General features: G+C 75.4%; 6 protein-coding genes. 5 read left to right on the top strand and 1 reads right to left on the bottom strand.

Going from position 1 to position 24,026, the window contains the following annotated elements:
• Positions 1-11: 11 nt before the first annotated feature.
• The 5 genes from ABZ809_RS15295 to ABZ809_RS15275 all read left to right on the top strand — a co-directional run bounded on the left by ABZ809_RS15295 (position 12) and on the right by ABZ809_RS15275 (position 20,586).
• Positions 12-5,018 carry a type I polyketide synthase gene (locus ABZ809_RS15295; RefSeq protein ID WP_357563120.1) on the top strand — a complete coding sequence of 1,669 codons (5,007 nt, stop codon included), beginning with the start codon at positions 12-14 and terminating at the stop codon, positions 5,016-5,018.
• 51 nt (positions 5,019-5,069) lie between these two features.
• On the top strand, positions 5,070-14,546 hold the full coding sequence (locus tag ABZ809_RS15290; RefSeq protein ID WP_357563119.1) for a type I polyketide synthase: 9,477 nt from the start codon (positions 5,070-5,072) through the stop codon (positions 14,544-14,546).
• A 28-nt stretch (positions 14,547-14,574) separates the two neighbouring features.
• Positions 14,575-18,609, top strand: coding sequence for a beta-ketoacyl synthase N-terminal-like domain-containing protein (locus ABZ809_RS15285; RefSeq protein WP_357563118.1), 4,035 nt, complete (start codon positions 14,575-14,577; stop codon positions 18,607-18,609).
• Positions 18,610-18,694: 85 nt separating this feature from the next.
• Positions 18,695-19,747 (top strand): ABC transporter ATP-binding protein, encoded by a 1,053-nt coding sequence (locus tag ABZ809_RS15280; protein ID WP_357563117.1) that lies wholly within the window; start codon positions 18,695-18,697, stop codon positions 19,745-19,747.
• A complete protein-coding gene (locus tag ABZ809_RS15275; RefSeq protein ID WP_357563116.1) occupies positions 19,744-20,586 on the top strand; it encodes an ABC transporter permease in 843 nt (280 codons plus the stop codon). The genes ABZ809_RS15280 and ABZ809_RS15275 overlap by 4 nt, the downstream gene beginning before the upstream one ends.
• A 67-nt stretch (positions 20,587-20,653) precedes the next feature.
• Here the strand turns inward: ABZ809_RS15275 and ABZ809_RS15270 are convergent, their stop codons facing one another.
• Complete coding sequence (locus ABZ809_RS15270) at positions 20,654-23,494, bottom strand: AAA family ATPase (protein ID WP_357563115.1); 2,841 nt, start codon at positions 23,492-23,494, stop codon at positions 20,654-20,656.
• Positions 23,495-24,026 lie beyond the last annotated feature (532 nt).

The raw sequence follows: 24,026 nt of genomic DNA, 5'->3' as shown, positions 1-24,026 counted from the left end.
GGTGCCACCCGATGAGCGACGACAAGCTGCGGTACTTCCTCAAGCGGGTGACCGCCGACCTGCACGACACCAAGCGCCGCCTGCAGACCGTCGAGGCCCGGGACGCGGAACCGCTCGCCATCGTGTCGATGAGCTGCCGCTTCCCGGGTGGGGTGCACTCGCCCGAGGACCTGTGGGAGCTGGTCGACGACAGCCGGGACGCGCTCGCCGAGTTCCCTGACGACCGGGGCTGGGACCTGGAGGCGCTCTACGACCCCGACCCCAACAAGCCGGGCAAGTCGTACACCCGGGTCGGCGGGTTCCTCGACGACGCCGGCGCCTTCGACCCGACCCTGTTCGGCATCTCGCCCCGCGAGGCGCTGGCCATGGACCCGCAGCAGCGGCTGCTGCTGGAGACCTCCTGGGAGGCCGTCGAGCGGGCCGGCATCGACCCGCTGTCGCTGCGCGGCAGCCAGACCGGCGTCTTCGTCGGGCTGAGCACCAGCAACTACGGCATGGGCGTGCCGAACGTGCCCGAGGGCGTCGACATGTACATCGGCACCGGCAACACCACGAGCGTGGCGTCGGGCCGGATCTCGTTCACCCTCGGGCTGAACGGCCCGGCGGTCACCGTCGACACCGCCTGCTCGTCGTCCCTGGTCGCCCTGCACCTCGCGGCGACCGCCCTGCGCCGCCGCGAGTGCGACCTGGCCATCGCCGGCGGCGTCACCGTCATGGTCACCCCCGGCGTGTTCGTGGTCTTCTCCCGGCAGCGCGGCATGTCCGTCGACGGCCGCTGCAAGGCGTTCGCCGCCGGCGCCGACGGCACCGGCTGGGGCGAGGGCGGCGGCGTGCTCGTCGTGGAACGGCTCGACGACGCCGTCCGCAACGGCCACCCGATCCTCGCCGTGATCCGGGGCAGCGCGCTGAACCAGGACGGCGCCTCCAACGGGCTGACCGCCCCCAACGGCCCCGCCCAGCAGCGGGTCATCCGGCAGGCCCTGGCCAACGCCCGGCTCTCCGCCGCCGACGTCGACATGGTCGAGGCGCACGGCACCGGCACCCGCCTCGGCGACCCGATCGAGGCGCAGGCGCTGCTCGCCACGTACGGGCAGGACCGGCCCTCCGACCGGCCGCTCTGGCTGGGCTCGGTCAAGTCGAACATCGGCCACACCCAGAGCGCCGCCGGGGTGGCCGGCCTGGTCAAGATGGTGATGGCGCTGCGGCACGGCGTGATGCCGGAGACCCTGCACGTCGACGAGCCGTCCCGGGAGGTCGACTGGTCCGCCGGGGCGGTGTCCCTGCTCACCGAGCGCCGGCCCTGGCCGGAGACGGGCCGCCCGCGCCGCGGCGGCGTGTCGTCGTTCGGGGTCAGCGGCACCAATGCCCACGTGATTCTGGAGGAGTACCGGCCGCAGCCGGCGGCCACCGACGCCCCGGCCGCCGCCGACGGCGACGAGTCGGTGACGGTCGCCGCCGCCGACACCACCCCGGAGGAGGCCCCGGGGCTGCTGCCGGCCGGGCCGGTGCTCTGGCCGCTGTCCGCCCGGTCGCGTGCCGCGCTCACCGCGCAGGCCGCCGAGCTGGCCCGGTACGTCCGCGAGCACGGGTCGGACCCGGCCCGGGTCGCCTGGTCGCTCGCCACCACCCGGTCCACCTTCGACCACCGCGCGGCGGTCGTCGGCGGCGGGACCGACGAGCTGCTGGCCGGGCTGGACGCGCTCGCCGAGGGTGTCCCCGCCGGCAACCTGCTGTCCGGTGTGGCCGGCACCGACGGCGCCGGCCCGGTGTTCGTCTTCCCCGGCCAGGGCGCCCAGTCCGCCCGGATGGCGGCCGGGCTCGTCGGCACGTGCCCCGTCTTCGACGACGCCCTCGCACGCTGCCAGGCGGCGCTCGCCCCGCACCTCGACGTCGACCTCGTCGCGGTCCTCACCGGCGACGACGAGTCGTGGCTGGACCGGGTCGAGGTCGTCCAGCCGGTGCTGTTCGCCGTCGGCGTCGCCCTCGCCGCCGTCTGGCGTGCGGCGGGCGTCGTCCCGCAGGCGGTGATCGGCCACTCGCAGGGTGAGATCGCCGCCGCCTGCGTCGCCGGCATCCTCACCCTGACCGACGCCGCGAAGACCGTCGCGCTGCGCTCCCGGGCGCTCGCCGCGCTCGCCGGCACCGGCACCATGGCCTCGATCGACCTCACCGCCGACCAGGTCACCGCCCGGCTGGACGCCTTCGGCGGCGTCGGGATCGCCGCCGTGAACGGCCCGGCGACAGTGGTGGTCTCGGGCCCGCCGCAGCCCGTGGCCGACCTCGTCGAGGCCTGCCAGGCCGACGGGCTGCGGGCCCGGCTGATCCCCGTCGACTACGCCTCGCACTCCCCGGCGGTCCAGGAGGTCGCCGAGCTGCTGCGCACCGAGCTGGCCGACGTCACCCCCCGCCAAGGCGAGATCCGGCTCGTGTCCACCCTGACGGGGGAGTGGGTCGACCCGTCGTCGATGGGCGCGGAGTACTGGTACGACAACCTGCGGCAGCCGGTGCTCTTCGACCCGGCCGTGCGGGTGGCGGTCGCGGCCGGACACACCACCTTCGTGGAGGTGTCGCCGCACCCGGCGCTCGGCATGCCGCTGACCGCGATCCTCGACGACGCCGGCGCCACCGGACACGTGCTGGGCACCCTGCGCCGGGGCGAGGACGACCGGGCCCGGCTGCTGACCAGCCTGGCCGGCGCGCACGTCGCCGGCCTCGGCGTCGACCTGCGCGCGGTGCTCACTCCCGCACCGGTCACCGAGCTGCCCACCTACGCCTTCGACCACCAGCGGTTCTGGCTCGACGGGCTCGGCGGGGCCGACCTGGAGCCCCTGACCCAGGGCGCCGCCGAGCCGTCCGAGGCGGCCTTCTGGAGCGCGGTGGAACGGGAGGACCTGACCGCGCTGGCCGACTCCGTCGCCACCGAGCAGCTGCCCAGCGCCGCGGTCACCGAGGCGCTGCGGCCCGCCCTGCCGGTGCTCGCCTCCTGGCGCCGGCAGCGCCGCCGCCAGTCGTCCATCGACAGCTGGCGCTACCAGGACACCTGGCGGCCGCTCACCGGCGTGCAGAACCGGGGGATGACCGGCCGCTGGGTCGTGGTCGTGCCCACCGGCGACATCGTCGAGCCGTGGCAGGACGCCTGCGTCGAGGCGATCACCGCCGCCGGCGCCACGGTCGTCCCGGTGCCGGTCGCCACCGAGGACGCCGACCGCGACCTGCTCGCCAAGCAGGTACGGGAGGCGCTCGGCACCGCGGGTGAGGCCGGCGACGAGCTGCCCGAGGTGACGGCCGTGGTCTCCCTGCTCGCCTTCGACGAGCTGGTCCACCCGCTGCACCCGTCCGTGCCCGGCGGCTTCGCGGCGACCGTCGCGCTGTTCCAGGCCCTCGGCGACCTGGGCCTGCGGGAGACCCCGATGTGGAGCGTCACCTCCGGCGCCGTGTCGGTCGGCCGGACCGACATGCTGCGTTCGCCGGTGCAGTCCATGGTCTGGGGCTTCGGGCGGGTCGCGGCGCTCGAACACCCGCAGCGCTGGGGCGGCCTGATCGACATGCCCGAACAGGTGGACGAGCGGGGCGCCGACCTGTTCGTCGCCGCGCTGACCACGGCCGGCGACGAGGACCAGGTGGCGGTACGCCCCACCGGCCTGCTCGGCCGCCGGCTCACCCGGGTGCCGCTCGGCGACAGCCAGCCCCTCGCCAAGTGGGAGCCGACCGGCACCGCGCTGATCACCGGCGGCACCGGCGCGCTGGGTGGGCACGCCGCCCGCTGGCTGGCCCGCAGCGGCATGCGGCACATCGTGATCGCCAGCCGGCGCGGCCCGGCCGCCCCGGGAGCCGACGAGCTGGTCGCGGAACTCGCCGAGCTGGGCGCCGAGGCCACCGTCGCCGCGTGCGACGCCGCCGACCAGGAGGCCCTCGCCAACCTGATCGACTCGATTCCGGCGGAGCACCCGCTCAAGGTCGTGGTGCACGCCTCGGCCGTGCTCGACGACGCCATGACCAACGACCTCCGCCTGGACCAGATCGAGCGGGTACTCAGGGGCAAGGTCGAGGTGGCGCACAACCTGCACGAGCTCACCCTCGACCTGGACCTGTCCGCGTTCATCCTCTTCTCGTCCTTCGCCGGCACCGTCGCCAGCTCCGGCGTCAGCAACTACGCCCCGAGCAACGCGTTCCTCGACGCGCTGGCCCAGCACCGGCGCGGCCTCGCGCTGCCGGGCACCTCGATCGCCTGGGGCGCCTGGGCGGGCGGCGGCATGGCCGAGGGACCGCTCGGCGACCTGCTGCACCGCCACGGCGTGCCGGAGATGGCCCCCGACGCGGCCATCTCGGCCCTCCAGCAGGCCGTGGAGCACGGCGAGGCAGCCCTCACCATCGCCGACATCGCCTGGGAACGGTTCTACGTCGCGTTCACCGCGACCCGGCCCGCCCCCCTCATCGCCGACCTGCCCGACGTGCGCCGGCTCCAGGCCTCCGAGCGGCAGGTCACCACCGACGGCGGCGACTCCCCGGACGGCCTCCTGGAGCGGCTCGCCGCCCTGCCCGCCGCGGACCGGCTCACCGCACTGCTGGACTTCGTCCGCGGTCAGGTGGCCTCGGTGCTCAACTACCCCTCCGCCGAGGCGGTCGACGAACACCGGGCGTTCCGGGAACTGGGCTTCGACTCGGTCACCGCCGTCGAGCTGCGCAACCGGCTCGGCACCGTCACCGGGGTGGCGCTGCCGGTGACGCTGGTCTTCGACTACCCGACGCCGACCACCCTGGCCGAGTACCTCTACGCCGAGGTGGCGCTGGGCGACGCGGTCAGCCCCACCGCCCTGCTCGACGACCTCGACCGGATCGCCGACGACCTCGACGTCATCGCCGCCGACGAGGGTGCCCGGATGCGCGCGGCCGTACGCCTGCAGGCCATGCTCTCCCGGCTCGGTCAGGACACCGGCAGCGACCTCGGCCGGCACCTCGACACCGCCAGTGACGACGAACTGTTCGCGATGGTGGACAGGGACCTCGGCATCTCCTGACCTCCCGATCCCGGACCCTCCCCGACACCTCCGCGAGGAAGCGGCAATTCGATGGCCAATGAAGACAAGCTCCGCGACTACCTCAAGCGGGTCATGGCTGATCTCCACGACACGCGCCGCCGGCTCAGCGAGGCACAGTCCCAGGAACTGGAGCCGGTCGCGATCGTCGCGATGAGTTGCCGCCTGCCGGGTGGGATCCGCAACCCGGACGAGCTGTGGGACGCGCTGCGGGACGACCGCGACGCCGTCACGCCGTTCCCCGACGACCGGGGTTGGGACCTCGACCGGCTCTACGACCCGGACCCGGACCAGCCGGGCACCTCGTACGCCCGGGAGGGCGGGTTCGTCGAGGGCGCCGGGGACTTCGACGCGGCCTTCTTCGGCATCTCGCCCCGCGAGGCGCTGAGCATGGACCCGCAGCAGCGGCTGCTGCTGGAGACGTCCTGGGAGGCGGTGGAGGCGGCCGGGATGGATCCGGCGTCGCTGCGCGGCAGCCGTACGGGGGTGTTCGTCGGCACCAACGGGCAGGACTACGGGACGCTGCTGATGATGTCGCCGGACGGCGACGACGGGCACTCGATGACGGGTGGCGCGGCAGCGGTCGCGTCGGGTCGGGTGTCGTACACGATGGGCCTGGAGGGGCCGGCGGTGTCGATCGACACGGCGTGCTCCTCGTCGCTGGTCGCCCTGCACCTGGCCGTGCAGGCGCTGCGGGCCGGCGAGTGCGACCTGGCGCTGGCCGGCGGGGTGACCCTGATGGCCACGCCGGGCCTGTTCGTCGGGTCCAGCCGGCAGCGCGCCCTCGCCCCGGACGGGCGGTGCAAGTCGTTCGCCGCGTCGGCGGACGGGGCCGGGTTCTCCGAGGGCGTCGGCATGCTGCTGGTGGAGCGGCTGTCGGACGCCCGGCGTAACGGGCACCGGGTGCTGGCGGTGGTGCGGGGCAGTGCGGTCAACCAGGACGGCGCGTCGAACGGCCTCACCGCGCCGAACGGTCCGGCGCAGCAGCGGGTGATCCGGCAGGCGTTGGCGTCGGCGCGGTTGGGTGTCACGGACGTGGACGTGGTGGAGGCGCACGGCACGGGTACGACGTTGGGCGATCCGATCGAGGCGCAGGCCCTGCTCGCCACCTACGGCCAGGACCGTGGCGCAGCAGGTCCGTTGCTGCTGGGGTCGGTGAAGTCGAACCTGGGCCACACCCAGGCGGCGGCCGGCGTGGCCGGCATCATCAAGATGGTGCTCGCCATGCGGCACGGCCTCGTGCCGGCGTCGCTGCACGTGGACGAGCCGTCGCCGCACATCGACTGGTCGGCCGGTGACGTCGAGCTGGTGACCGAGGCGCGGGCGTGGCCGGCGGTGGACCGGCCGCGCCGGGCGGCGGTGTCGTCGTTCGGCATCTCCGGCACCAACGCCCACGTGATCATCGAGGAACCGGTCGCCGAGGCGGACTCCGGCCAGCCCGGCGACGCCGCGCCGCGGCCGGAACCCGGGCTGGTCTCCGGCTCGCTGCTGTGGCCCGTCTCGGCGAAGTCCAGGGGCGCGCTCGCCGGCCAGGCGGCCCGGCTGGCCGCGTTCCTGCGCGACCGTGCCGCCGACGCGACCGTCGACCCGGCGCAGGTGGCCTGGTCCCTCGTCGCCACCCGGTCGGTGTTCGACCACCGGGCCGCGGTGGTGGGCCGGGACGTCGAGGAGTTGCTGGCCGGTCTGGACGCCCTTGCCGAGGGTTCCCCGGTGGGGAACGTGGTGTCGGGTGTGGCGGCCAGCCATGGTGCGGGTCCGGTGTTCGTGTTCCCGGGTCAGGGTGCGCAGTCGGCGCGGATGGCGGCGGGTCTGGTCGGCGCGTGCCCGGTGTTCGACGCGGCCCTCGCCGAGTGTCAGGTGGCGCTCGGGCCGTGGTTGGACGTGGACCTGGTTGCGGTGCTGACGGGTGACGACGAGTCGTGGCTGGACCGTGTCGAGGTCGTGCAGCCGGTCCTGTTCGCCGTCGGTATCGCGCTCGCGGCGGTGTGGAGGCACGTGGGTGTCATGCCGTCGGCGGTCGTCGGTCACAGCCAGGGTGAGATCGGTGCCGCGTGCGTGGCGGGCATCCTGAGCCTTGAGGACGCGGCGAAGACGGTCGCGTTGCGTTCCCGCGCGTTGGCGGTGCTCGCCGGCACGGGTGCGATGGCGTCGGTGGATCTGTCGGCCGAGCAGGTCACCGCCCGCCTGGATGCGTTCCCCGGTGTGGGTGTGGCGGCCGTGAACGGGCCCGCGACCGTCGTCGTGTCAGGCCCCCCGCAGCCGGTGGCGGATCTGGTGGCGGCGTGTCAGGCCGACGGTGTGCGGGCTCGGGTCATTCCGGTGGATTACGCGTCGCATTCGCCGGCGGTGCAGCAGGTCGCGGAGCAGTTGCGCACCGATCTGGCGGACGTCACGCCTCGCATCGGTGAGGTGCGGTTGGTGTCGACGTTGACCGGTGACTGGGTGGACCCGGAGTCGATGGGTGCGCAGTACTGGTATGACAATCTGCGGCAGCCGGTGTTGTTCGACACGGCCGTCCGTGTCGCCATTGCTGCCGGGCATTCCACGTTCGTGGAGGTCAGTCCGCATCCGGTGTTGGGGATGCCGGTGACGGCGATCCTGGACGACACGGACACGAGCGGGCACGTGCTGGGCACGTTGCGGCGGGGCGAGGACGACCCGACCCGCCTGCTGACCACCCTCGCCACGGCGCACGCGATCGGCCTGCCGGTGGACCTGCGTAGGCTCGTCGCCCCGGACGCCGTCACCGAACTGCCCACCTACGCCTTCGAACACCGCCGGTACTGGCCCGCGGCACCCGTCTTCTCCGCCGAGCAGTCCGGCGTGCCAGACGTGGACCGCTGGGCGTACCGGATCGCCTGGACGGCCCTGCCCGACCTGCCCCTGCCCCGGCCCGAGGGCACCTGGCTGGTGCCCCTGCCCGCCGGCCTGCGTGACGACCCGTTCGTCACCGGCGTGCTGCGGGCACTCGACACCGTCGGCGCCACCGTCGTACCCGTCGAGGTCGAGGCGACCGACGACGTGCCGGCGCTGGCCGACCTGCTCCGCGCCGCCCGCCCCGAGGGCGGCGCCGGCCTGGTGCTGTCCCTGCTCGCCCTGGACGACCGGGCACACCCCGGACACCCGGCGACCACCCTCGCCACCTGGGGCACCGCCGCGCTGGTGCAGGCACTCGGCCTGCTCGGCGAGGAGGCGCCGCTGTGGTGCGCCACCCGCCGCGCCGTCGCCGTCGACGCCGACGACGAGGCCAGCCCCACCCAGGCCGCCGTCTGGGGCCTCGGCCGCGCGGTCGCCCTGGAACACCCCGGACGCTGGGGCGGCCTGATCGACCTGCCCGCCGACCTCGACGACCGGACCGGCGCACGGCTCTGCGCCATCCTCGGCGGCACCGGCGAGGACCAGGTCGCCATCCGCGACCACGGCGTCCTCGTCCGACGCCTCACCCGCGTCCCCGCCCACGAGCTTCGTCTCGCCGACCGGCCCCGCCCCACCGACGAGTCAGCGGACGCGGACGCCGCCGCGACCGGAGGCTGGCGGATGCGCGGCACGGTGCTGGTCACCGGCGGCACCGGCGGGCTCGGCGGACACGTCGCGCGCTGGGCGGCCCGCCGCGGCGCGGCACACGTCGTCCTCGCCAGCCGGCGCGGGCCCGACGCCCCCGGCGCCGACGCGCTCGCCGCCGAACTGGGCGAGATCGGTGCCCGGGTCACCCTCGCCCGCTGCGACGTCACCGACCGCGACGAGGTGGCCCGGCTGCTCGCCGAGGTGCCCGCCGAGCACCCGCTGACCGCCGTGCTGCACACCGCCGCCGTCCTCGACGACGGCATCGTCGACACGCTCACCCCCGAGCGGCTGCACACCGTCGCCGCACCCAAGTCCGCCGCCGCGGCGCACCTGGACGAGCTGACCCGCGACCTCGACCTCGACGCGTTCGTGCTCTTCTCCTCCTTCGCCGGCACCTCCGGCAACGCCGGACAGGGCGCGTACGGGGCGGCGAACGCCTTCCTCGACGCGCTGGCCGAGCGGCGCCGCGCGGCGGGCCGGCCCGCACTGTCGGTGGCCTGGGGCGCGTGGAGCGGCGCCGGCCTGCCCGCCGACAACGAGCGCGCCCAGCAGCGGCTGCGCCGTGGCGGCATGGTCGGCATGGCGCCCGACCTGGCCGTGACCGCCCTCGAACGGGCCCTGCTGCGCGGCGACACCACCACCGTCGTCGCCGACGTCGACTGGCCCCGGTTCGCGGGCGCCTTCACGGTCGTACGGCCCAGCCCGCTCCTCGCCGACCTGGCCGAGGTCCGCGAGGCGGCGGCCCGGCAGCCGGCCGAGCCGGACGCCGGGGACGCCGCGCCGTCGGAGGCCGCCCGGCGGCTCACCGGGATGTCGCCCGCGGAACGCGCCTCGGCGCTGCTGGAACTGGTCCGGCAGAGCGCCGCGACCGCCCTCGGCTACGCCGGCGGCGACGACATCCCCGCCGACCGGCCGTTCCGCGAGCTCGGCCTGGACTCGCTGACCGCGGTCGACCTGCGCAACCTCCTTGCCGCCGCGACCGACCTGCGGCTGCCCGCCACCCTCGCGTTCGACTACCCGAACCCGGCCCTGCTCGCCGGCCACCTCGACGGGCTGCTCACCGGGGCGCAGACCGCACCGGCGCCCGAACCCGTCGCCCGGCCCGCCGGCGCGGCCGACGAGCCGCTCGCCATCGTCGCGATCGCCTGCCGGTTCCCCGGTGGCGCCGACACCCCCGAGCAGTTCTGGCAACTGCTCTCCGGCGGCGGCGACGCGATCGGGGAGTTCCCCACCGACCGGGGCTGGGACCTCGACCGGCTCTTCGACGCCGACCCGGAGAACGAGGGCACCAGCTACGCCCGGGAGGGCGGCTTCGTCCCCGGGGTCGCCGACTTCGACCCCGCCCTGTTCGGCATCAGCCCCCGCGAGGCCCTGGCCATGGACCCGCAGCAGCGGATCCTGCTGGAGGCCTCCTGGGAGGCGGTGGAGCGGGCCGGGATCAACCCGCTCGACCTGCGCGGCAGCGCCACCGGTGTCTTCATCGGCACCAACTACCAGGACTACCGCAACCTCATGTTCAGCGCCGAGGGCGCCGAGGGTCACCTGATGACCGGCAACGCGGCAAGCGTCCTGTCCGGACGGGTGTCGTACACGCTCGGGCTCGAAGGGCCGGCCGTGTCGGTGGACACCGCCTGCTCGTCGTCGCTGGTCGCCCTGCACTGGGCCGGCCAGGCGCTGCGCGCCGGCGAGTGCGACCTCGCCCTGGTCGGCGGGGTCACCGTGATGTCCACCCCCGGCGTGTTCGTCGGCTTCAGCCGGCAGCGCGGCCTGGCCCCGGACAGCCGGTGCAAGGCCTTCGCCTCGGCCGCCGACGGCACCAGTTGGGGCGAGGGACTGGGGCTGCTGCTCGTCGAGCGGCTCAGCGACGCCCGCCGCAACGGCCACCCGGTGCTCGCCGTGGTCCGGGGCAGCGCGGTCAACCAGGACGGCGCCAGCAACGGGCTGACCGCCCCCAACGGCCCCGCCCAGCAGCGGGTCATCCGGCACGCCCTGGCCAGCGCGGGACTGCGCCCGGCCGACGTGGACGCCGTCGAGGCGCACGGCACCGGCACCCGCCTCGGCGACCCGATCGAGGCGCAGGCGCTGCTCGCCACGTACGGGCAGGACCGGCCGGCAGACCAGCCGCTGCTGCTCGGCTCGGTGAAGTCGAACATCGGCCACACCCAGGCCGCCGCCGGGGTCGCCGGCGTGATCAAGATGGTGCTGGCGCTGCGGTACGGATACCTGCCGGAGACCCTGCACGTCGACGAGCCCAGCCGCGAGATCGACTGGTCCGCCGGGGCCGTGGAACTGCTGCGTGAGGGCCGGCCCTGGCCGGCGACCGACCGGCCCCGCCGGGCCGCCGTGTCGTCCTTCGGGATCAGCGGCACCAACGCGCACACCATCCTGGAGCAGGCGCCCGAACCGTCCGGCCCGGCCGCGTCCGACGCCCGCGTCGCGCCGCCCGTGGTGCCGGTGCTGCTCTCCGCCCGCAGCGGCCCCGCGCTGGCCGCCCAGGCCGCCCGCTGGGCCGACGAGCTGACCGGCCCCGACGCCCCGCCGCTGGTCGACGCCGGCTGGTCGTCCGTGGCCACCCGCGCCGCCCTGGAACACCGGGCCGTGGTGCTCGCCGCCGACCCGGCGACCCTGCGCGCCGGACTGGCCGCGCTCGCCGCCGGCGAGACCTCACCGCACCTGGTCACCGGCACCGTGGCGCCCCGGTCCCGGACCGCGTTCCTCTTCTCCGGGCAGGGCGCGCAGCGCGCCGGCATGGGACGCGAGCTGTACGCGGCCTTCCCGGCGTTCGCCGAGGCGCTCGACGAGGTCTGTGTCCACCTCGACGCGCACCTGCCGCAGCCGCTGCGGCCGGTGCTGTTCGCCGACCCCGGCACGCCCGAGGCGGAGCTGCTCGACCAGACCCTGTTCACCCAGACCGGCCTCTTCGCCGTCGAGGTGGCGCTGTACCGCCTGGTGGAGAGCTGGGGGGTCCGTCCGGACCTGGTGGCCGGGCACTCCATCGGCGAACTGGCCGCCGCGCACGTCGCCGGGGTGTTCGACCTCGCCGACGCCGCCGAGCTGGTCGCCGCCCGGGGGCGGCTCATGCAGGACCTCCCGGCCGGGGGCGCCATGCTCGCCGTCGCCGCCGGCGAGGCCGACGTCGAGGCGTCGCTGGCCGGCCGGACCGGGCAGGTCGCCGTCGCCGCCGTGAACGGACCCGCCGCGACCGTCGTCTCCGGCATCGCCGAGGTCGTCGACCAGGTCGCCGACGAGTGGCGGGCCCGTGGCGTACGCGTGAAGCGGCTGCCCGTCAGCCACGCCTTCCACAGCCCGCTGATGGACCCGATGCTGGACGCGTTCGCCGCCGTCGCCGCCGGCCTCGCCTACCAGGCGCCGCGGATCCCCGTCGTCTCCACCCTCACCGGGGCGCTCGCCGGGGCGGAACTGGGCACCCCCGGCTACTGGGTCCGGCACGTCCGTGACGCCGTCCGGTTCGCCGACGGCGTACGGACCCTGCGCGCCCAGGGCGTCACCGGGTTCGTCGAGATCGGCCCCGACGGCGCGCTCACCGCGCTCACCCAGGCCGTCCTCGACGCCGAGGGCACGGGCACGCCGGCCCGCGCTCCGCTGACCGTGCCGGCGCTGCGCAAGGAACGCCCCGAGGCGGCCACCCTGCTGCGGGCGCTCGCCACGCTGCACACCCACGGCGTCGCCCCGGACTGGGCGCGGTTCTTCGCCGGCACGGGCGCCCAGCGGATCGACCTGCCGACGTACGCCTTCGACCGGCAGCGGTTCTGGCCGCAGCCCGTCTCCTGGGACCGCCCGGAGGCCACGGAGACCACCGAGGTCGACCGGCGGTTCTGGGCGGCGGTGGAGGCCGAGGACCTGGACTCCCTCGCCCGGGAACTCGACGTCGACCGGGACCAGCCCTTCGCGGCCGTGCTGCCCGCGCTGTCGGCCTGGCGGCGGCGGGGCCGGCAGCGCGAGCTGGTCGACGGCGCCCGCTACCGGGTGACGTGGGAGCCCGTCGCCGAGCAGCCGCCCGGCGGGTCGCCAGGACGGTGGCTGGTCGCCCTGCCCGCCGCGCGGGCCGACGACCCGGAGCTGCTCGCCTGCGCCCTGGCCCTCGGCGCGGACGTCGTCGCCCTGCCCGTGGACACCGACGGCGACCCGGACCAGCTCGTCGAGGCGCTGCGCAACGCGGTGACCGACGTGCCCCACGGCGGGCCGGTGTCGGTGCTCTCCCTCCTGGGGCTGGACGACGCCCCGCACGAGGAGTACCCGGCTTTGACCCGTGGCGTGGCCGCCACCGTGCTGCTGCTCCAGCTCCTCAGCGACCTGGACGTGCCGGCCCGGTTCTGGGCCGTGACCCGGGGCGCGGTGTCGACCGGCGCCGGCGACGTGCCGGCCGCGCCCCGCCAGGCGATGCTCTGGGGGCTCGGCCGGGTGGCCGCACTGGAGCAGCCCGCCCGCTGGGGTGGCCTGGTCGACCTGCCGGCGACCCTCGACGATGCGGCCCTGGCCCGGCTGGCCGGCGTCCTCACCGGGGGCGTCGGCGAGGACCAGCTCGCCATCCGCGAGGGCGGCCTCCTGGCCCGCCGGCTCGCGCCGGCCGCGTCGAGCGCCGGCGGGCGGCCGTGGCAGCCGCGCGGCACGGTGCTGATCACCGGCGGCACCGGTGCGCTCGGCGGCCATGTGGCCCGCTGGGTCGCCACCGGCGGAGCCGAACGGGTGGTGCTGACCAGCCGCCGGGGCCTCGACACCCCCGGCGCCGCCGAGCTGCGGGCCGAGATCGAGGCGCTGGGCGTGCCGTGCCTCGTCGCCCCCTGCGACGCCGCCGACCGCGACGCCGTGGCCCGCGTCCTCGACGACATCCGCCGGGAGGGCCCCCCGCTGCGCGCCGTGGTGCACGCCGCCGGGGTCAGCGAGGTGGTGCCGCTGGCCGAGTCCACGCTGGAGGACCTGGCGTACGTCATCGCGCCGAAGACGGCCGGCGCCGAACACCTGGACGAGCTGCTCGACGGGGTCGACCTGGACGCGTTCGTGCTCTTCTCGTCGATCGCCGCGAGCTGGGGCAGCGGCGGTCAGGGCGCGTACGCCGCCGGCAACGCCTTCCTCGACGCCCTCGCCGAGCAGCGGCGCGGCCGGGGCCTGCCGGCCACCTCCGTGGCCTGGGGGCCGTGGACCGAGTCCGGCATGTTCACCGACGACGCCCCCGAGCAGCTGCGCCGCCGCGGACTGCGGGTGATGCCGCCGGACGTGGCGATCGCCGCACTCGACCGGGCCCTGGCTCTCGACGACACCTGCGTCACCGTCGCCGACGTCGACTGGCCGACGTTCCACCCGCTGTTCAGCGCCCTGCGGCCCAGCCCGCTGCTGGCGGGGCTGCCCGCCGTACGCGAGCTGACCGCCGGGCCCGAGACGGCGCCGGACGTGCCGGCGGCGCGGGACCTGCTCGCCGGCCTGCGCGCCCTGACCCCCGACGAGCGGGCCGCGGCGCTGCTGGAGATGGTCCGGGTGGACGCCGCCAAGGTGCTCGGCCACGCCAGCACCGACGTCATCGAGACCGACCGGGGCTTCCTGGACCTCGGCTTCGACTCGCTGACCGCCGTGGAGCTGCGCAACCTGCTCATCGCCGCCACCGGCCACGAGCTGCCCACCACCGTGGTCTTCGACCACCCGACCCCGGCGGCGCTGGCCGAACACCTGGACCGGGAGATCTTCGGCGACGCGCCGACCGACGACCGGGACGACCTGCCGGCCGACGAGGACTCGGTCCGCGCCATGCTGGCCGCCATCCCGCTCGACGAGCTGCGCCGGGCCGGACTGCTGGACCCGCTGCTGCGGCTCGCCGCGCCGGCGCCCGCCGCCGCCCCGGTGACCGCACCGGACGCGGCGGCGGAGACGGAGATCCGCGAACTCGACGTGGCCGGCCTGGTCCGGATGGCACTGGAAGGGTCGGACTCGTGACCCGGCCCGCCCCGATGAGGAGCCCCCGATGAGCGTCTCGCTGGACGAGGTCGTCGGCGCCCTGCGCGCCTCCCTCCTCGACAACCAGAAGCTGAAGCAGCAGAACCAGAAGCTCACCGCGGCGCTCAGCGAACCGGTCGCCATCATCGGCATGAGCTGCCGGTTGCCCGGCGACGTCGGCTCGCCCGAGCAGCTGTGGGACCTGGTCGCCGCCGGCACCGACGCGATGGCGCCGTTCCCCGCCGACCGGGGTTGGGAGCTCGACGCGCTCTACGACCCGGACCCGGACCGGCGGGGCGCCTCGTACGTGCGCGAGGGCGGCTTCCTCTACCCGGCCGGCGACTTCGACCCGGCGTTCTTCGGCATCTCGCCCCGCGAGGCCCTCGCCATGGACCCGCAGCAGCGGCTGCTGCTGGAGGCGTCCTGGGAGGCGTTCGAGCGGGCCGGGATCGACCCGACCACCCTGCGCGGGGCACCGACCGGGGTGTTCGCGGCGACGAGCAGTCAGGGCGACTACGCGGCCCTGCTCACCGGGGTCGGCGGCGGGGTCGAGGGCTACGTCGGCACCGGCAACGCCGCGGCGGTCGCCAGCGGCCGGATCGCGTACACGCTGGGCCTGGAAGGGCCGGCCGTCACCGTCGACACCGCGTGCAGTTCGTCGCTGGTCGCCCTGCACCTGGCCTGCCAGTCGCTGCGGCTGGGGGAGTGCTCGCTCGCCCTGGCCGGCGGCGTGTCGGTGATGGCCACCCCGACGGTGTTCGTGGAGTTCAGCCGGCAGCGGGGCCTGTCCCGGGACGGCCGCTGCAAGTCCTTCGCGGCGGCGGCGGACGGCACCGGCTGGTCCGAGGGCGTCGGCATGCTGCTGGTCGAGCGGCTCAGTGACGCCCGCCGCAACGGCCACCGGGTGCTCGCCGTGGTCCGGGGCAGCGCGGTCAACCAGGACGGGGCGAGCAGCGGCCTCACCGCGCCCAACGGCCCCGCCCAGCGCCGGGTGATCCGGGCCGCGCTGGCCAGCGCCGGGCTGACCGCCGCCGACGTCGACGTGGTCGAGGCGCACGGCACCGGCACGACCCTCGGCGACCCGATCGAGGCGCAGGCGCTGCTGGCCACGTACGGGCAGGGCCGGCCGGCCGACCGGCCGCTGCTGCTGGGCTCGGTGAAGTCGAACATCGGGCACACCCAGGCGGCGGCGGGCGTGGCCGGGGTGATCAAGATGGTGATGGCGATGCGGCACGGCGTGCTGCCGGCGACCCTGCACGTCGACACGCCCACCCCGCACGTCGACTGGTCGGCGGGGGCGGTGTCGCTGCTCACCGAGGCCGTGCCGTGGCCGGAGACCGGCGCGCCCCGGCGGGCCGGCGTCTCCGCGTTCGGCATCAGCGGCACCAACGTGCACACCATCATCGAACAGGCGCCCCCGGTCGACGAGCCGGGTGAGGACGCCGCCGGCCCCGCGTCGGGAGCGCGGGCGGTCGTCCACGGCCCTGACGTCCCGATCCCGTGGCTCGTCTCGGCGCGGTCGGCGCCGGCGCTGGCCGGGCAGGCCCGCCGGCTGCTGTCCCTGCTCGACGAGCGGCCCGAGCTGTCCCCGGTGGACGTCGGCTGGTCGCTGGTCACCACCCGGGCCGCGCTGCCGCACCGGGCGGTGCTGCTGGGCACCGACCGGGAGGAGCTGCGCGACGGCCTGCGGGCGGTCGCGGAGGAGCGCACCGCACCCAGGGTGGTCCGGGGCGTGGCCCGTGCCGGCGGGCGGCTCGCGTTCCTGTTCACCGGCCAGGGCGCGCAGCGCGCGGGGATGGGCGCCGGGCTGTACCGGGCCTTCCCGGCGTTCGCCGCCGCCTTCGACGAGGTGGCCGACGAACTCGACCGGCACCTGCGCCGGCCGCTGCGCGAGATCGTCTTCGCCGCGCCGGAGCACCCCGACGCCGCGCTGCTGGACCGCACCGAGTTCACCCAGGCGGCGCTGTTCGCGTACGAGGTGGCGGCCTTCCGCCTGGTGACCGGCTGGGGGCTGCGCCCGTACCAGCTTCTCGGCCACTCCGTCGGGGAACTCGCCGCCGCGCACGTGGCCGGGGTGCTGTCGGTGGCCGACGCCGCCGCCCTTGTCGCCGCCCGGGGCCGGCTCATGCAGGCGCTGCCCGACGGCGGGGCGATGCTCGCCGTACGCGCCTCCGAGGCCGACGTGACGCCCCTGCTCGACGACGACCTGGCGCTGGCCGCGGTCAACGGCCCCGGGTCGGTGGTGCTCTCCGGCAGCGAGGCGGCCGTCGACCGGGCCCGGGAACAGCTCGCGGGGCAGGGCCGGCGCGGCCGGCGGCTGCGGGTCAGCCACGCCTTCCACTCCGCCCTGATGGACCCGATGCTGGACGACTTCCGGGTGGTCGCGGAGAAGCTGACGTTCCACCCGCCGACCCTGCCGATCGTCTCCGACCGCACCGGCGAGGTGCTCACCGCGCAGGAGGCCACCGACCCGGAGTACTGGGTCCGGCACGTCCGCGACACCGTGCGGTTCCACGACGGCGTACGCACCCTCGCCTCGGCAGGGGTGGGCACGTTCCTGGAACTCGGGCCGGACGGCGCGCTGACCGCCCTCGGCCGCGAGTGCCTGCCCGACGCGGGCAACGCCGCGTTCGTCGCGGTCAGCCGGCGCGACCAGCCCGAACCGGCCACCCTGCTGGCCGCGCTGGCCACCGTGGACATGCGCGGTGCCGCCGTGGACTGGCCGGCGCTCTTCGCCGGCACCGGGGCCGCCCGGGTCGACCTGCCCACCTACGCCTTCGCCCACGAGCGGTTCTGGCCGGAGCCGATCCGGATCGAGCTGGTGCCGCGCACCGACGCGACGCCGGAGTTGGCCGCCGCGCCGGGCGGCACGCCGGAGCCGGCCGGAACGGCCCGTGCCGAGGGCGGCGGGGACCTGGCCGGGGCGCTCGCCGCGCGGCTGGCCGCCAGCGCCCCGGACGACCGGTACCAGATCCTGCTCGACCTGGTCCGGGCCCTGGTCGCCACGGTGCTCGGGCACACCTCGCCCGGTGCCGTCGACCCGGACGAGGACTTCCTGGCGATCGGGTTCGACTCGCTGACCGCGCTGGAGCTGCGCGACGCGCTGCGCGTCGAGACCGGCGCGGAGCTCTCCGCCACCCTGCTCTTCGACCACCCCACCCCGGCGGCGCTGGCCCGCCACCTGGCCGGCCACGTCGGCCCGACGGCGTCGCCGACGGCCGACCCGGCCAGTGCCGGGGGCATCCTCGGCGGCCTGTTCCGGCAGCCGGCCGCCCGCGAGGACGCCGCCGGGTACGCCGACGTGCTGCTCAAGCTGTCCCGGTTCCGGCCGACCTTCACCGAGCCGGCGGAACTCACCCGCCCGGCGGGCGTCCTCCGGCTCGCCCAGGGCGACGGTACGGGGGCGCCGCTGGTGCTGTGCTGCACCATGTCGCTGCTCTCCGGCCCGCACGAGTACGCCCGGATCGCCGCCGGCTTCCGGGGCGTGCGGGACGTGTACGCGCTGCCCAACCCGGGCTTCGGGGCGGAGGAGGAACTCCCCGCCGACCTCGACGCGCTGCTGCGGGTGCACGCCGCGACCGTGCTCGACACGGTCGGCGCCGGGCCGTACCTGCTGGGCGGCCACTCCGGCGGCGCGATGGTGGCCAACGTGCTGGCCCGCGAGCTGGAACGGCAGGGCCGTCCCCCCGCGGCCGTGGTGCTGATGGACACCTACCCGGCCGACAGCGAGGTGCTGGGCCGGTGGCTGCCGCAGCTGCTCGGCGGGATGACCGACCGGGACAGCGCGTACACCCCGATGGACGACTGGCGCACCACCGCGTGGGCGGGCTACATCCCGCTGTTCCACAACTGGCGGCCCGGGCAGCTGGAGAGCCCGACGCTGCTGGTCCGGGCCACCCTGCCGTTGGGGGAGTGGGGCGAGGACGAGGGGGACTGGCGGTCGACCTGGCCGTACCCGCACGAGGCCATCGACGCCGACGGGGACCACTTCACCATGGTCGGCGAGAACGGCCCCGACGTCGCGGGGAACGTCCAGCGGTGGCTGGTGTCCCACGGGTTCTGACCCGTGTCCCCTAGCAGGCGCGCGGCGACCCCTAACCGCGCACACACATCTATCCGACAAGTCACCCGGACGGGAGCATGACGGCGTGGACGAGGCAGTGGTGGTCACGGAGCTGGTCAAGAAGTACCGGCCCGACATGCCGCCGGCGGTGGACGGACTGAGCTTCTCCGTCGCGGCCGGCGAGGTCTTCGGGCTGCTCGGGCCGAACGGCGCGGGCAAGACCACGACGATCGGGGTGCTCACGACGCGGGTGCGCGCCACCTCCGGCAGGGCGACGGTCTGCGGCGCCGACGTGGACCGGTCCCCGGCCGTCGCGCGGCAGCTGCTCGCGGTCGTGCCGCAGCGGGTGAACCTGGACCGGGCGCTGACGGTACGGCAGAACCTGCTGTTCCACTCGGCGTACCACCGGATGCCCCGGCGCGACCGGATCCGCCGGGCCGACGAGCTGCTGGAGCAGATGGGGCTGGCGGACCACGCCAAGTCCCGCACCGACTTCCTCTCCGGCGGCCTGGCGCAGCGGGCGATGATCGCCCGGGCGCTGATGCACCGTCCCCGGGTGCTCTTCCTCGACGAGCCCGCCGGCGGCCTCGACCCGCAGTCGCGGCTGTTCGTCCACGACCGGATCGCCGAGCTGCGCGCGGCGGGCGTGACCGTGGTGGTCACCACGCACGACATGGACGAGGCCGAGAAGCTGTGCGACCGGGTCGGCATCGTCGACCACGGTCGCCTGCTGGCCCTCGACACGCCGGCCGCGCTGACCCGGACCCTGCCGGGCAGCAGCACGCTCAGCATCGGGATCAGCGGCGGCCCCGGCGCCGAGGAGGTGCAGGCCGCGCTCGGCAACCTCCCGGAGGTGGAACGGGTCGAGCGGGTCCGGGCCGGCGCGCGGGCCAGCGCCAACCCGACGCCGCCCATGTTCCCGGGCATGCCGCCCATGCCGGCGCCGCCCGCCCCGGAGACCGAGGACCCCGACGCCACCCTCACCTTCCGGGTCTACACCAGCACCCAGCCGGCCAACGCGATCCCGATGGCGCTGAAGATCCTCGGTGATCTGCGCTGCGAGGTACGCGAGCTCGGCATCGGGCAGCCCAGCCTCGAGGACGTCTTCATCCACCTGACCGGAAGGGAACTTCGGTGAGCGTCACCGCCCCCGCCATGCCGGCCGCACCGTCGACGGGCGCCCGACCGCCCGCCGCGGTGAGCCTGCTGGAGCAGTTCGCCACGTTCCGCGCCGTGCTCTGGCGGGACCTCTTCGTCACCAGCAAGGAGTTCGTGGGCTTCCTCGCCCAGGTGTTCCTCCAGCCCCTGTTCATGCTGCTGATCTTCGGCAAGGTGCTGGCCGACCTCGGCTACGCCAGCAACGACTTCGCCAACGTGCTGCTGCCGGGCGTCATCGCGCTGAACGCGTTCCTGATCGGCCTGGAGAACACCGCGCTGCCGATGGTGATGGACTTCTCCTTCACCCGGGAGATCGAGGACCGCCTGCTCTCGCCGATGTCGATCCCGCTGGTGGCGCTGGAGAAGATCGTCTTCGGCGCGATCCGGGGGCTGATCGCCGGGCTCGTGCTGATCCCGGTCGGCATGATGATGCTCGGCGTCAGCTGGCCCATGAGCACGATCCTGCCGGTGATCGGCATCCTGCTGGTCGGCGCCATGGTCGGCGCGGCGATGGGGCTGACCTTCGGCACGCTGGTGCCGCCGCACCTCATCCAGATCATGTTCACCGTCATCATGACCCCGCTGATGTTCACCGGCGCCAGCCAGTTCCCGCTGCGGGCGATCGACGGCCTGCCCTGGTTCCAGGTGATCTGCGCGCTCAACCCGCTGACCTACGTCAGCGAGGGCATCCGGGCGGTGGTCGCGCCGACCGGGGTGCAGTCGGTGCCGCTCTGGATCGACCTGAGCGTCCTCGCCGGGGTCTTCGTCTTCTTCACCGCCGTCGGGGTGCGCGGGTTCATGCGCCGCGCGATGGACTGACGGACCCAGGTTCCACCGGATGGCCGAAGGGGGGCGGACGCTCGCGTCCGCCCCCCTTCGGGTTCGCTCAGGAGGCCTCGACCCGCGCCTGCTCGGCGAGCGGCTCGGCGTACGCGATGAGCCGGGCCGGGAGGTCCGTGCGGCGCTTGACGTCCAGCTTCCGGTAGACCCGGGTGAGGTGCTGCTCCACGGTGCTGACCGTGATGTAGAGCTTGCTGGAGATCTGCCGGTTGGTGTGCCCCTGGGCCGCGAGAGCGGCGACGCGGCGCTCCGCCTCGCTCAGGCCGTCCTCCGGCTCCGCCGTCTCCGTGCCCGCCGGGTAGGCCGGTGCCGGCGCACCCGGCTCGCGGCGGATCAGGCGCTGGGCCAGCACGGACGCCCCGCAGTCCTGGGCGAGCTGGTACGCGCGCCGCACCAGCACCCGCGCCCGCGCCGAGTCGCCGGCCCGTTGCAGCGACTGGCCGGTGTCGCCCAGCGCCCGCACCAGCTCCAGCCGGTCGCCGCTGATGTGCAGCAGGTGGACGGCCTCGGAGAGCAGCTTGCGGCGCTGCTCCTGGGTGGCGGTGGTGGCGAGCAGCCGCAGGGCGCGGCCCTTGGTGCGGTTGTCGACGCCGTGCGGGGAGCGCAGCTCCTCCTGGAGCAGCTGGGTGGCGCTGGCCTTGTTTCCGACGGCGAACTGGACCCGGGCCAGCTCCAACCGCCAGGGCACCAGAGCGGCCCCGTCGATGCCCCAGGCCGTCATCAGCTCACCGCACCGGCGAAGATCGTTGGTGGCGGCGTGCGGACGCCCGGCGGCCAGGTGGTGCCGGGCCCGGGCGGCGAGGTAGTGCAGGCCGAGCGGGGTGCGGAAGGCGCCCGGCGGCAGGGTGAGCGCGAGCCAGCGGTCTGCCTCGTGGAACCGGCCGGCCTCGGTGGCGCAGGAGACGAGGGTGGCCAGCGGCCCGGCGACGGCGGCGCCCCACGCCGCCGGGGGCAGGTCCTCCAGCGCGGCGCGGGCGTGGTGCTCGGCCCCCGGCAGGTCGCCGAGTCGCAGCGCCGCCTCGGCGCGTACGGCGCGCAGCACGGCCCGCCAGACCGGGGCGTGCCGCGTCGCGGGCCGGTCGAGCAGGAGGTCACCCCAGAACGCGACCCGGTCGGAGTGGCCCTTCCAGAGCAGCGCGAGCAGGGCGCCGGTCAGTACGCCGAGGGCGCCGTCGTCGGTGTGGTGGCGCTGGACGAACTGCTCGGCCGCGCCGACGATGTCCGTCTCGGCGGTCGGCATCAGGGCCGCGGCCAGCAGCGTCACCGCCTGCGACGACGGGCTGGTGGCGGCGGAGGCCGTGCCGACGCGGGCCCACGTGTGCGCGGTCTCCCGCACGTCGCGCAACTGGTCGGGGTACGCCAGCGAGACGAGCAACTGCCACAACCGGCGCTGGCCGCCGGCGACCGCGGCGCCCACGCCGTCGTCCTCGGTCGGCAGGGCGGTCACCGCCTCGACCGCCTCCTCCACCCGCCCCTGCCAGAGCAGGTACGGCACCGCCGACAGCGCCGAGCGGGTGGACCATCCGCCGGCCCGGGCCGTCTCGACGAGGTCGGTGAGGTGGCTGCTGGCGGTGAGCGGGTTGACCTGCCACCGTGCGCTCACCAGCATCGCGTTGAGGGCGTCGCGCTGGTCGTCGCTCATCGGGGCGCGTCCCACCAGCCGCAGGCAGGAGGCCGCGACGTCGGGCCGGCCGATCGCCAGCGCGTGCCCGGCCGCCTCCTGGAGCACGGGTACGGCCCAGGTGGCGTCCGCCCATCCGGCGGCGACCAGGTGTTCGGCCACCGCGCTCGGCTCGGCACCGTGGTCGTGCAGCACCTCGGCCGCCCGCTGGTGCAGGGTGTGCCGCTCCTCGGGCGGCATGTCGGCGAGGATCGACCGCAGGACGCGCGGGTGGCGCAACTGGTCGACGTCGACGAGCCCCGACATCCGCAGCACCCGCATGGCCGGGTCGACGGCCTCGGGGACCACGTCGAGCAGTTGTCCCAGCAGTTCGGTCCCGGCCGGGCGGTTGAGTACGGCCAGCGCCTGCGCCACCCGACGGACCGCGGGCTCGTGGCGGTACAGGCAGGCGACCACGGCCTGTTCGAAGGCGTCCCCGCCGGAGGCGTCCGCCTCGGCATCGTGGCTGAACCGCCCCGCCTGCTGCTCGATCAGCGCCCGCGTGAGCAGGGGATTGCCGCCGGTGACGGCCAGGCACCGCTCGGCGGCACGCCGGGCCTCGGCCTCCCCGTCGGCGCCGTCGACCATCCGCTCGACCGCCTCCACGGCCAGCGGTGGGAGCGTGATCCGGGAGAGGTAGGGCTGGCTGAGCAGTTCCGCGCGGAAGTGCGGGTGTGCCGGACGCAGCGTCACGGCCTCGGCCAGCACGATCATGATCTGTGCGTGCCGGAGGCGTCGCGCGACGTAGAGCAGGCAGTGCAGGGACGCCGGATCGGCGTGGTGCACGTCGTCGACCGCGAGGATCAGCGGGCCCTGCTCCGTCAGCTCGGTCAGCGCGGTGAAGACGCCGTGCAGCAGTGGCGCCCACACCTGGTCGGTGGTCCGCGAGTCGCCGCCCTCGCGGCCGGGTTCCGGCAGGGGTGCGGCCGTGGCGGCGTCGCGTAGCAGCCGGCTCACGGGACCCGCCGCCGCCGCGTCCGACCGGGCACTGTGGAACAGCTGGCTGAGGATGCCGAGGTTCAGGTGCCGTTCGGCCCGGGAACCGGCGGCGGCCAGGACCCGGCCGTCGACAGTGGTGGCCCACCCGCCGAAGGCGTCCAGGACGCTGGTCTTGCCGCTGCCGACGGCGCCGGTGAGCAGGGCGACGTGACCCCGCCGCTGCTCCCGACAGGACAGGAAGGTGTTACGGAGGCGGGCGAGTTGTTCCTCCCGCTGCACCAGAATCACGTACGTGTGCCTCTCTCATCCACAGTGCCGGACCGGGTCGTCAAGGCCGACGGGCACTACCCCTAGACGGAAGCCGCACCGTCGCGGGGCGTCGCGTACGCGGTGACCGTGCGTCGGAATCCGCGGACGTCGCCATGAGACAGTGGGCCTGACCTGGTCCGCCGTTTCGCGCCGCTGCGCGTGCGGGCCAATCGCTGTGGGGAGTCTGGCACCGGTGCGCCGACCCGACAACGGGCTCCAGACCCCACGGTTTGCCGGCCGATCCTCGGGATCTGAGCGGTTGTTAGGGGTTGCGCGACCGGCCGACAGGGGGGTGGTCGATCGGCGGTGCCCGGACGCGTGTCGGGCAGGTTGCCGGTGGATGAACGGCCGACGGTCGTACGGGTGGCCTGGGCCGCCAAACGGCTGGTCAGACCCCATGCCGGGAGCGGACGGGGGTGACGCCAGGGCGCTGCCGGACCGGGGGGACGGGCGACGGTCCGACCCCTATCCGGGCGGGGCGTGCCGGTCGGGTCGCCGTGACCGGGCGGCG

Source organism: Micromonospora sp. NPDC047074 (genome assembly GCF_040643815.1).
GTDB lineage: Bacteria > Actinomycetota > Actinomycetes > Mycobacteriales > Micromonosporaceae > Micromonospora.
The sequence above is the reverse complement of the archived record's forward strand: the minus strand, read 5'-3'. Positions and strand labels throughout refer to the sequence as shown.

What these genes read in the sequence shown, in the direction of transcription:
- ABZ809_RS15295 (WP_357563120.1), top strand. Translation starts at nt 12, where the DNA reads ATGAGCGACGACAAGCTGCGGTACTTCCTCAAGCGGGTGACCGCCGAC.
- ABZ809_RS15290 (WP_357563119.1), top strand. Translation starts at nt 5,070, where the DNA reads ATGGCCAATGAAGACAAGCTCCGCGACTACCTCAAGCGGGTCATGGCT.
- ABZ809_RS15285 (WP_357563118.1), top strand. Translation starts at nt 14,575, where the DNA reads ATGAGCGTCTCGCTGGACGAGGTCGTCGGCGCCCTGCGCGCCTCCCTC.